We start from the raw sequence: 11495 nt of genomic DNA, 5'->3' as shown, positions 1-11495 counted from the left end.
CGCTTTTTACGCAATCATTACTGATTTGCTCATCTTTTTTTCTCCAACGGAGATTCTATAAATATATTTTCCTGTGGATAGACTATCGCGCATACGCTCCCGTATGTTGATATCTACTGCACCTTCCAGCATCATTTCATTGAACAGGGTGCCAACACGTTGCCCCAAAATATTGAACAGTTCAATATCCACATGGGCCGCAACCGGCATCTCCAAATGAATGTGAGGGTTGCGGGGTGATGTAGCCGGATATATGGCTGCATGTTGGATGGTATCCAAAATATCTATATTGGGGTCCAGTGGATCCTGACTTGGTGGTGTATCGGGCAAAGTGGGTGGGTCATTGTCCATGGTAATATCATCAAAGGTTTCACCACTACAATTAAAGCCAAGGTCGATGGCTTGATAGGGGTGGCCCAATAAATGTTGTTCCACTGTTTGCCTTGGTACACAAAGCCATTCTGCCAATACGGTTCCGTAAAGGTTTCTAAAATCCATGGTGTACTCCAGGTTTCCACGGTTGTTGGGTTCGTCCAATGAGGGATGTTCACCCACAAATGCACTTCCGCTCAATCCGGAACCAAAGAACAGGGTTGGGGCAGCTTTTCCATGGTCGGTACCATTGGAACCGTTTTCAAAGATTCTTCTGCCAAACTCTGAAAAGGTCATGCTCAATACATTGTCATCCTGCTCTGTGAAAGCCAAATCTTCATAAAAGTTGTTGATGGCAATGGAAAGGTTCGACATCAAACGTTCGTGAACAATAGGCTGATTACCATGGGTATCAAAACCTCCCAAAGAAATCATATACACTTTGGTACCCAAGTTCCCTTTGATCAAACGTGCCAAAAGGGCCAATTGTCTGGCAAAGCCATTGTCTTGATATTCCACTTGATTTTGTCCGGCCATATATGCATCATGGATGATCCCGGCATACTCGTAAGTTGTGTTGGCCACCCCGCGAAGAAAACGCAATTGGTCTCCGTACATACAATTGTCGAAGGGTGCATTTTCTATATCATAAAAAGCTCCTGTTTCAGCAATCTGTTCCAACTGGTCCACATTGTTGGTCACGAAGGCATAGTTGGTTTCTTCACCTTGGAAGACCAAGTTTGCCAAGTTTCCAATTTGAATGGCAGCGGGTGCAGCCGGCGGATTAATTAAATAATCGGGATAAAGGTTTTCAAAATGTCTACCCATCCAACCTGTGTTCTCACCAGAGAATCCAGTGGTAGTTAAATCTGTGTTGGCAAAAATGTCGGAACCGGTAAAGTGGGATAGACTTTGATTTTCGTAGCCTACGCCATGCACGGCCTTGAACTGGCCATCTCCCCAAAGGGATTCCAAGGCGCTCATGTAGGTGGGCACCCCAAAATCGTCGGTAAGTTTTAAGACCTTACTTTCTGGGATGTAGATGTTGGGCCTTGCATTTGCATATGTATCATATTGTTGAATCGGGATTACGGTACTCAGACCGTCGTTCCCTCCCGATAATCGAATCAATATTAGAATGTTGTCCGTTTCTGCGGCAGCAACTGCGGCCGTAAGAGGTGATGGGGAGGAGGCAGAAATCATATGGCTGCCCAAAAACATGGAACCCGAACCGGCAATGCCCAAAGCTTGGATAAAGGAACGTCGGCTCCATTTTTTATGTTCTAGATCGTGGCCATCGTGCTCGATGCCTTTGTGGGGGGAATTATCGTGGGTATGGTGATTATCGCACATGATGATGGGGTTATTTGAGTTGGAATTCGGGTTCTCTGGATAAGTGACGCAACAGTATGTATACTTGTGTTGGGGTTTCTGCACTTACTTGCAGCACCCATTGGCTTGTACCGCCAGGGTAATACTCCGGAGCGTAATATTCCTCCGGGACATCATCAATTTTGAAGGCGTCCATGGCCCGCTCAAAATCGGCATCCGTTAAAAGGCCCTTTGGTGTAAACTTGTCTACCAAAGCCCTAACCACAATTTCGGGGTTACTCGTATTACTGTTGGCGGGGCCAACGGCGTCTACAGCCAAATCTCTGAACTGCTCAGGGTCGTTTTGGAAAAAGCGCTCCAAGAACACTTCGGCAGTCAACCATCGACCAATAATGAAATTGGTGTTGATCCAGGTTCGGTCCCGTTGCCAACCTTCCACTTCGGGAGGTTGAAAAAATCGTTGCCCGATCAATGCACACGAATCTATCATGTTAATAATGGTCATGTCATCGTAAGCGAAACCAGTTTCTTTCAAAAGATTGAAGTACAGATCGGCGGGGCTTTTAATAATGACCCCGATAGCGGTTTCATCAAAAAAGTGCTGACTTTTGAACAATTGCCGTAAAACTGGAGCTATTTCAAACCCACTGCTGATGAAAGTCTGCGCTAAACCATCAATAATTTGGGGAGCGATTCCTCCATCTTCGCTTGTTGAATCTGGATGGACAAAAAACTCATATAATTTTTTACATATAAACCATCCTATCTCATCAGGCCTTTCATTAAATAGGATATCGATAACGTCATCATAGTCCCAATTCCCGGTCTGTCCAAAAATGGTCTTATTTTCAGTGTTGAACTCTGTAGGGTCAAAGGTAACGGCGGTACACCCTTCTTCACCACGTTCGGTATATCCCGAAAGTGCTTTGGAAGTCTCAATAATATCTTCTTCCGTGTAATTGTTCCCTTCGCCCAAGGTAAAGAGTTCGTAGAGCTCACGGGCGTAGTTCTCGTTGGGATTATTGCCGCGGTTGCGTACACCGTCCAAATAATAGAGCATGGCGCTGGTAAGACCTATTTCGCTGGTAAATGTCTTAAAGTTGCCCAGGGCATTACGCTGTAGGCAATTGATGTAATAGAAAAGGAAACCTGGACAATTGTAAGTTTCTAATTGAGTAACAAAGTGATTGCTCCAAAAAAAACTGAGTCGGTCCAATAAGTCATTGTTGACGAGCGCATTGCCGTATGCGGTGGTAAGGTCATCGATTTGGGCGTTTCTCATTTGCCGAGCTAGGTCATCGTCGGCCGGATAGTTGGCATTGTTCCAATCTGCCCATTCCGGTGCTGGAATGGTTGGGGCGGCAAGCGCTTGATTGACCAAGTTGTCGACAAGGGCGCCAGCTGATTGTCCTACAGCGGCATTAATGGTCTGTACGGAGGCGCTAAAGCCAAGCCTTCGATACAAGTGGGCCGCACGTAACTCGTCCAATGGAGTAGTGTACGGCGCCAAGGTTGAGGAATTACAATTGATGAAGTACTCCATAGCAATATCTGGCGTTAATTTGGTACATAGTTTTGGGGTGAACTATATGCTTATGCTAGTGTTGGATGTGGTTCAATTGAGCCAACAAATTACAACCTTAACGTTCTAAAGTCCATGAACTACCAAATTTTTCGACGAAATGCATATTTTTTTTGGACTTTTACAAATTGTATGGGGGATCATAACACTTTTGGTAAACTCGGCGAGCAAAAAGCAGTGGAATTTTTAAAGGCGTCCGGGTATGAAATTAAGGCTCTGAACTATCGCTATTTAAAAGCTGAGATAGATATTATTGCAGTTAAGCACAACGTCTTGGCGATAGTGGAGGTGAAGTCAAGAAAAATGGGGTTTCTTAAGGAAATTTCGGAAGTTGTTTCTGCTAAAAAAATAAAATTGTTGACCATGGCGGCCAACCATTTTGTAGAGCAGTCGGAGGATGATTTCGAGGTACGGTTTGATGTAATAACAGTGATTCAAAAGGAGAAAAAAATTGAGATTGAGCACTTTGAAAATGCATTTTATCATTTTTAACCATTTGTTTGTTTTGTAACAATATGTTATTTTTGTTGAAAATCAACCAAAGATGAAAACAATTTCCGCCGTAGTTGAGCACTACATCAAGAAAAAGCCCTTTTTGCAAACAGCTCTAGCACAGGGAATTATAAATTTAACTTCTCTGTCCAGACAGATAAAGCCTGAGATTGCGGAGGAATTGGGCAAGGATGTGAAAGATGGGGCCATTGTTATGGCACTTAAACGTTTATCCGATGATCTGGAGTTTAGGGCCACGCATAAAATTGTAAAGGTGCTCAAGAATATAGGTGAAATAACCGTTCGCTCCAACCTCACTGACTATACCTTTTTGGCTTCAGACACCATTTTGCAGCAACAGGCCAAATTGTTGGAAGAAGTAAATGTAAATCAAGACGTCTTCTACACTTCTTCCAGGGGGGTCAATGAAATCAATATTGTGATCAGCAATGTGATGGACGGTGTAGTGGAAAAGAATTTTAAAATGGAACGCTGCACGCAAAAGGCGGAAGGACTGTCTTCCATTACGGTAAAATTGCCAGCAGAAAACGTTTCGGTCCCTGGAATCTATTATTTTATTTTTCAGCGATTGGCATGGGAGGGCATTGTGCTTTATGAGGTAATTTCCACTACTAACGAGTTCACTATTTTGGTGAACGATGAACAGGTGGATGTCGCTTTTAAGACCATCAAAGATTTAAAATCCTTATAATTTGAGATTCCTTTTCTTGGTCTAAACTAAAAAGACATCTTGTTCGTTCTAGGAAAAGACACTTTTTGGAAAAAATGACCAAAAAAAGGATTCTTTTCGGTTTTCTAGGCCTATTTGTACTGTACTTGTGCTATTTGGCCTATATCTTTATTCTGTCTCCCAAGACCAATCTACAGTCCATTTATTTGATTCCCAAGGATGCGGTTTTCATCATCGAATCGGAAAAGCCTGTGGAAAGTTGGGAAAAGGTAAGCAATAGCAAAGCTTGGCGCCACCTCAAAAAAAACGATTACTTTTCGGAACTCACGGAGAACATTCAAAAGGTAGATACGGTTTTTAACGACAATCATAAATTGTTCGAGTTTTTTGATAACCGTTCCCTGTTTATCTCCATTCATATGATATCGCCCAAAGATTATGGGATTTTTTATGTACTGGATTTAAAGCGCATTGCCAAACTACAATTGCTCAAAACCTATTTGAACACTTTACTGGATGATGGCTACGTGCTGAGCAAGCGAACCTACCACGAACACGAGATTTTGGAAGTGCACGATAGGGAAAGCAAGGAAACCATGTACTTGTCCTTCATCAAAAACCAACTGGTGGCCTCTTACACCCATACTTTGGTGGAGGCCTCCATTGACCAATATAATGAACCCGTCCTGGGGAGAAATCTCAGTTTTTTACAAGTCAACCAAAAAGTGGGACATGAGGATTTGTTCCGTTTGTACACGCAATACCATTATTTTGACGATTACATTAAAATGTATTCAGATAAGCCCTCTGACTGGGTACAACGGGTAAGTGAAAACTTTTTGTTCTCGGGCTTTTATTTTGATTTGGATGAAAACAGCACCTTAACGGCCAATGGATATACGAACATCAGCGATGTGAACGAATATTATTTGGAAGCGTTGCAAAAGTCGGGGAGATCGGAGCGCTCCATTCCCCAAATTGCTCCGAATACTACTGCATTGTACATGAGTTATGGTTTTGATAGTTTCGCCGAATTCTATAATAATTTTGAAATAGTCCAGCAAAATGACCCTGAACAGTTTGAGCGTTATCAGGCCGGGATTGCCAAGGTGGAGAAGTTCCTTAAGATTGATGTAAAGGAGAATTTTGTGAATTGGATTGGGGACGAAATCGCCGTACTTCAAATCAAATCACACATAAATCAAGGAAAAAATGATTTGGCATTGGTGCTCAAAGCCAATGATGCCGAGGATGCCAAGACCAATCTTGATTTTGTGGTAGAACAGATTCGTAAAAAGACCCCGGTAAAATTCAAGGCGGTCGATTACAAGGGGTACGAAATCAATTTTCTCTCCATCAAAGGTTTCTTTAAAATGCTTTTAGGTGGTAGATTCGACGAATTCGACAAGCCCTATTTTACCCAGATTGACGATTACATTATATTCAGTGATAATCCCAATACGCTAAAAGGCATCATAGATAAAGTTGTTGATCGCGAAACCTTGTCGACTTCAGAGGAATTCACAAATTTTGATAAAAAGTTCGATTCCGAGTCCACCGTGTTCGTATACAGTAATGTGTCTTTGCTGTTTGATAATATGTATGCTCTGGCCGATGTTGCTACCAAGCAAAAAATGCGCAAGAACAAGGATTTTATCATTTGTTTCCCTCAAGTAGGATTACAATTGACCCCTGAAGATGATTTGTTCGAAAGTAGATTGGTACTAAATTATAAGGATGTGGAAGAAGCAAAGAAGAAGACCATCAATTCGGCCAAAACATCCACCAAACCTGTTCCAAAAACTGATAATTCAACCACACCCGAGATTACCGATGCCGTTTTTGATCTTGGCCCTATTTACCCAAATGATTTAAATGCCAATTCTTTCAGTAAGACCTATGCCAACGGCAATATTCGTTTTGAAGTGGAGTTGAAAGACGGTCTTAAACACGGTCGTTATGAAGAATTCTACTCGGATGGCACCCGAAGAATTCGTGGTCGCTTTCGGGGTGATGAGCAAGTGGGCACGTGGCGCTACTACGACCAAGAAGGCAATCAAGTTCATAAAAAACGATTTTAGATTTCTCGTCGCTTCGCTCTGTCGAAATGACTCTTGGTGAATTATGTCATTTCGAACGAATGTGAGAAATCTATTTTCTCATTCTGAACCAAAGAAAAGAATCTCCCTAAATATCCTAATCGGTGATAGGGGCAATTCCCCAACAATCATTACCTTGTTTGCCCAAACCAAACCTCCGACAATGAAAAATATTCTAGTAACAACCATTTTTGTTGCCATCATCACATCTTTTACGGTAAACTCTCAACAAATCAATTTTCCAGAACGCTACGCAACATGGAAAATAGTCGAAAAAGGTCAATTTAAGTTTGATGAATCTGCATTGGATAAGGCGGTTGATTTTGCAAATGGCAACGAATATTCCGGTTCAAGAGATTTGCGGATTGCCATTTTGGAAGGTTTTAAAAAGGAACCTTTTCATAATGTTTTGGGCCCAACAAAGAAGCGTGGAGGCCCCGCTGGTATGATCATGAAGAACGGCTATGTTTTGGCTTCTTGGGGAGACACCAAACGGGTGGACATGACCTTTAGCGTTACCAAGAGCTTTTTATCCACCGTGGCCGGATTGGCAGAGGACCAAGGTTTGATAAAAGACACCAAAGACAAAGTTGGAGACTACATTTGGGATGGCACTTTTGATGGGGAACATAATTCCAAAATTACTTGGGAACATTTGCTACAACAAAATTCTGATTGGTCAGGTGAACTTTGGGGAGGCAAGGATTGGGCCGACCGTCCACCAAGCGAAGGAGGATTGGACGATTGGAAATTCCGAACCCTTAACGAACCGGGCACCGTAATGGAGTACAATGATGTTCGCGTAAATGTTCTCGCTTATTCACTCACCCATGTGTGGAGAAAACCGGTGCCCATGGTCCTCAAAGAAGAGGTGATGGACAAAATCGGGGCTACCACTTCGTGGAGATGGTTTGGATACGATAATGCGTGGACGGTTATCGACGGAATCCAAATGAAATCTGTTACGGGTGGTGGGCACTCTGGAGCAGGACTGTTTATTTCCACCGAAGATATGGCCCGGTTCGGCACTCTTTTCCTGAACAACGGAAAATGGAAAGATCAACAGATTATCAGTGAGGATTGGATCAAGAAAGCAACTACTCCTTCAATACCTAACGTGAATTACGGCTATATGTGGTGGCTCAACCAGCAAGGTGGTCGTCACTGGGATGGTGTTCCCGAACATGTATTCTACGCTGCTGGTTTTGGGGGCAATTTTATAGTGGTGGACCAAAAAAGCGGTTTGGTCATCGTAACCCGTTGGCTGGAACCTTCAAAAATTGGGGAGTTTGTAAAGCAGGTTTATGAGGCTTTTTAGCTTTCATTGTCCTTTTCCAAGCGGATGCTGAGCGCGTAGTGAAAGTATGACACAGAATCTTTGGCTACTTTGGATTTCTCGTCGCTACGCTCTGTCGAAATGACCCACGGGTATGACTGTCATTTCGAACGAATGTGAGAAATCTCGCGATAATAGACTAAGCAGAAATATTTTCTTTTTGAGGGATAAAAGGCTCCAACACCTTCAACGCCTTATCCACGCTGGTAATTTTTTCAAACACCAGTAATAAACGGAGTCCGTTCCGGGTCTCTTTCTCTTTGAGTTTTACCAGTTGCGGATGCGTTTGCGCATATTGCAATATTTGGGTAAACACCGAGCTTTGGTAAAATCTGGATTGCTGGTCGGCAATAAAATAACCGATGAACTTGCCTTTTTTCATAATCACCCTTTCCAGACCAATATGGGTCGCAATCCATTTGATACGGACGGAATCCATCAAATCTTGAGCAGGCTCCGGTAATTCTCCAAAGCGATCTACTAGTTGGGCTTCAAATCTTTGCAAGCCTTCTTCATCCTCTACATCGTTCAGTTGCGTGTAGAGGTTCAAGCGTTCGGTGATGTTATTGATATAGTCGTCAGGGAACAACAGTTCAAAATCCGTATCGAGCTGCATCTCCTTCACATATATTTTTTCCTTGTCGCCTTCAACTTCTTCGTATAGTTCCTTAAACTCATTTTCCTTGAGTTCATCAATCGCTTCGGACAGTATTTTTTGATAGGTTTCGAATCCAATTTCATTGATGAAACCACTCTGCTCCCCTCCCAAAAGGTCTCCCGCACCACGGATTTCCAAATCCTTCATTGCAATATTGAATCCACTTCCCAAATCGGTGAATTGTTCCAAGGCCTCGATACGTTTCCGGGCTTCTGGGGTCATCACTTCGTATGGTGGAGTAATAAAATAACAGAAGGCTTTTTTGTTGCTTCGTCCCACACGTCCACGCATTTGGTGAAGGTCGCTCAACCCGAAATTGTTGGCGTTATGAATAAAAATGGTGTTGGCGTTGGTCACATCCAACCCACTTTCAATAATCGTTGTGGAAACCAAAACATCAAACTCCCCGTTCATAAATGCAAGCATCAAAGATTCCAGTTTTTTGCCTTCCATTTGGCCATGTCCAATGCCAATTTTGGCATCGGGCACCAAACGTTGGATCATTCCGGCTACTTCTTTGATGTTCTCAATACGGTTATGGATAAAGAACACCTGTCCGCCCCTTTGGATTTCATAGGAAACGGCATCGCGAATGATTTCTTCGTTCAATCGGATTACTTGGCTCTCGATAGGGTAGCGGTTCGGTGGCGGTGTGTTGATGACGGACAAATCCCGAGCGGCCATCAAACTGAATTGGAGGGTCCTCGGAATGGGAGTGGCCGTCAAAGTAAGTACATCCACATTTTCTTTGATAGAGCGTAGTTTTTCTTTCACGGAAACCCCAAATTTTTGTTCTTCGTCCACTATCAACAATCCCAAATCCTTAAATTGAACGTTTTTGTTCACTAGTTGATGGGTCCCGATGATGATATCGATTTTACCAGCGGCCAAGCGCTCCAATACATCTTTTTTCTCCTTTGCGGTACGGAAGCGGTTAAGGTAATCCACCGTTACCGGCATTTCCTTTAAACGTTCCCTAAACGTTCTGCTATGTTGAAAGGCCAAAATGGTGGTCGGAACCAAAACAGCGACTTGTTTACCGTTGTCCACAGCCTTGAATGCGGCCCGAATTGCAACCTCTGTTTTTCCAAAACCAACATCACCACATATCAAGCGGTCCATTGGACGTTCGCTCTCCATATCATTTTTAACGTCTTGGGTGCTCTTTTCTTGGTCAGGGGTGTCTTCGTAGATAAATGAAGCCTCCAGCTCGTGTTGTAGGTAGCTGTCGGGAGCGTATTGGAATCCTTTTTCCAATCGACGTTTGGCGTAGACTTGGATAAGGTCGAAAGCAATCTTTTTGACCCTTGCCTTAGTTTTTTGCTTCAGTTTTTTCCAAGCAGCAGAACCTAGCTTGAAGATTTTCGGGGGTGCACCATCCTTACCATTGTATTTGGAAATTTTGTGCAGCGAGTGGATGCTCACGTATAGGATGTCGCGGTCACCATAAATCAGTTTGATGGCTTCCTGTTTTTTGCCCTCCACATCAATTTTTTGTAATCCGCCGAACTTGCCGATACCGTGATCAATGTGAGTCACATAATCCCCAATTTCCAGTTTGTTGAGTTCCTTCAATGTGATGGCCTGCTTTTTGGCATAGCCATTCTTTAAATGGAACTTGTGGTAACGTTCAAAAATTTGATGGTCGGTGTAGCAAGCAATTTTTAAATCCGGGTCCACAAAACCTTGGAACAACGGAAAAATGATAGTCTGATAGTGCACCGTCCCATCCACTTCCTCAAAAATGTCGTGGAAACGCTTGGCCTGCTGCTCCGTGGAACAGAAAATATAGTTACTGTAACCTGCGTCCCGATTATCATTGAGATTTTCGATGAGCAGGTCAAATTTTTTATTGAAGGAAGGTTGTGGTTTGGTGTTGAATTGGATTTCGTCACCCTGAACTTGTTTCAGGGTCTCACTCGAAACTCCGATGTGAATGCACAAATAATCATTCAATTGTTCTTTAAGCAAAGCCGAATCCAAAAACAACTCTTTAGGTTGGGCGTGTTTGATGTCCTTGCTCAGTTTGGCAAAACTTTCCTCTGCTTTTTCAAAGAATGAATCAATCCGGTCGTAGATTAGAGCGGGGTTCTTGGCAAAGACCACAGTGTTGCCCGAAATATATTTTAAGAAGCTTTCCCGTATTTCCTCCGTGAACTTATTTTCCACGTTTGGAATGATGGTAATTTTCTTCACCTTGTCCGTGGAGAGTTGGGTTTCCACATCAAAAGTTCGGATACTGTCCACTTCATCCCCAAAAAACTCGATTCGGTAAGGCTCATCGTGAGAGAAGGAGAAAACATCCACAATACCTCCACGAACAGAAAACTCGCCGGGTTCTGTTACAAAATCCACCCGCTTGAACTGATATTCAAATAACACTTCGTTTAAAAAGTCCAATGAAATTTCGTCGCCCAATTTTATCTTTTGGGTGTTCTTGTCCAGTTCCTTTCGTGTGACCACTTTTTCAAAAAGCGCATCGGGATAGGTGACGATGATGGCCGGCTTTTTTCTGGAATTGATGCGGTTGAGCACTTCGGCACGAAGTAGTACGTTCGCATTGTCCGTTTCCTCAATTTGATAGGGCCTACGATAACTTCCGGGGTAAAAAAGTACATCCTTTTCTCCCAAGAGTTGCTCCAAATCATTCAAGTGATAAGCTGCTTCCTCTTTGTCGTTCAGAATCAATAGAAATGGGGATTCAACTGATTTGAAAGCCTCTGAAACCACAAAGGAAAGTGAGGAGCCTACAAGTCCTTTTAAATTAATTTTCCGTGATGATTCAGAAGAGTTGTTTTGAGTTTGGGCAATGGTATCCCTCAGTTTCCCAAGTTGTGGAGACTGTTCAAAAAGCTGTGAAATCGGGGTTTTGGTCAATCCAAAAAACTTTGCGGCAAAGATAAACCGCAGAAGTTTTGCGGACAACACCAATT

Annotated in this window: 7 protein-coding genes; 4 read left to right on the top strand and 3 right to left on the bottom strand. The window is 42.9% G+C overall.

Going from position 1 to position 11495, the window contains the following annotated elements:
- Positions 1–6: 6 nt before the first annotated feature.
- Positions 7–1725: a DUF1501 domain-containing protein gene (locus tag DCK90_RS06295; protein WP_108245336.1), complete on the bottom strand. Its 1719-nt coding sequence runs from the start codon at positions 1723–1725 to the stop codon at positions 7–9.
- Between the two features lie 10 nt (positions 1726–1735).
- Positions 1736–3247 (bottom strand): DUF1800 domain-containing protein, encoded by a 1512-nt coding sequence (locus DCK90_RS06290; RefSeq protein WP_108245335.1) that lies wholly within the window; start codon positions 3245–3247, stop codon positions 1736–1738.
- Between the two features lie 171 nt (positions 3248–3418).
- Between DCK90_RS06290 and DCK90_RS06285 the strand changes: the two genes are divergently transcribed.
- The 4 genes from DCK90_RS06285 (at position 3419) to DCK90_RS06270 (ending at position 7886) form a co-directional block, all read left to right on the top strand.
- Complete coding sequence (locus tag DCK90_RS06285; RefSeq protein WP_108245925.1) at positions 3419–3778, top strand: YraN family protein; 360 nt, start codon at positions 3419–3421, stop codon at positions 3776–3778.
- A gap of 52 nt (positions 3779–3830) precedes the next feature.
- The gene (locus tag DCK90_RS06280) at positions 3831–4490 is read left to right on the top strand and encodes an aspartate kinase (RefSeq protein WP_108245334.1); all 660 of its coding nucleotides are present in this window, start codon (positions 3831–3833) and stop codon (positions 4488–4490) included.
- 74 nt (positions 4491–4564) lie between these two features.
- Positions 4565–6550: a DUF3352 domain-containing protein gene (locus DCK90_RS06275; protein ID WP_108245333.1), complete on the top strand. Its 1986-nt coding sequence runs from the start codon at positions 4565–4567 to the stop codon at positions 6548–6550.
- Positions 6551–6731: 181 nt separating this feature from the next.
- Complete coding sequence (locus DCK90_RS06270; RefSeq protein ID WP_108245924.1) at positions 6732–7886, top strand: serine hydrolase domain-containing protein; 1155 nt, start codon at positions 6732–6734, stop codon at positions 7884–7886.
- Positions 7887–8043: 157 nt separating this feature from the next.
- Here the strand turns inward: DCK90_RS06270 and mfd are convergent, their stop codons facing one another.
- A complete protein-coding gene (mfd, locus tag DCK90_RS06265) occupies positions 8044–11439 on the bottom strand; it encodes a transcription-repair coupling factor (RefSeq protein ID WP_108245923.1) in 3396 nt (1131 codons plus the stop codon).
- Between the last annotated feature and the right edge of the window lie 56 nt (positions 11440–11495).

The sequence above is a fragment of the Muricauda brasiliensis genome (genome assembly GCF_003057865.1).
Lineage (GTDB): Bacteria > Bacteroidota > Bacteroidia > Flavobacteriales > Flavobacteriaceae > Flagellimonas > Flagellimonas chongwuensis.
The sequence above is the reverse complement of the archived record's forward strand: the minus strand, read 5'-3'. Positions and strand labels throughout refer to the sequence as shown.

Coding starts and splice junctions, on each gene's coding strand:
- DCK90_RS06295 (WP_108245336.1), bottom strand. CDS start 1,725: ATGTGCGATAATCACCATACCCACGATAATTCCCCCCACAAAGGCATC.
- DCK90_RS06290 (WP_108245335.1), bottom strand. CDS start 3,247: ATGGAGTACTTCATCAATTGTAATTCCTCAACCTTGGCGCCGTACACT.
- DCK90_RS06285 (WP_108245925.1), top strand. CDS start 3,419: ATGGGGGATCATAACACTTTTGGTAAACTCGGCGAGCAAAAAGCAGTG.
- DCK90_RS06280 (WP_108245334.1), top strand. CDS start 3,831: ATGAAAACAATTTCCGCCGTAGTTGAGCACTACATCAAGAAAAAGCCC.
- DCK90_RS06275 (WP_108245333.1), top strand. CDS start 4,565: ATGACCAAAAAAAGGATTCTTTTCGGTTTTCTAGGCCTATTTGTACTG.
- DCK90_RS06270 (WP_108245924.1), top strand. CDS start 6,732: ATGAAAAATATTCTAGTAACAACCATTTTTGTTGCCATCATCACATCT.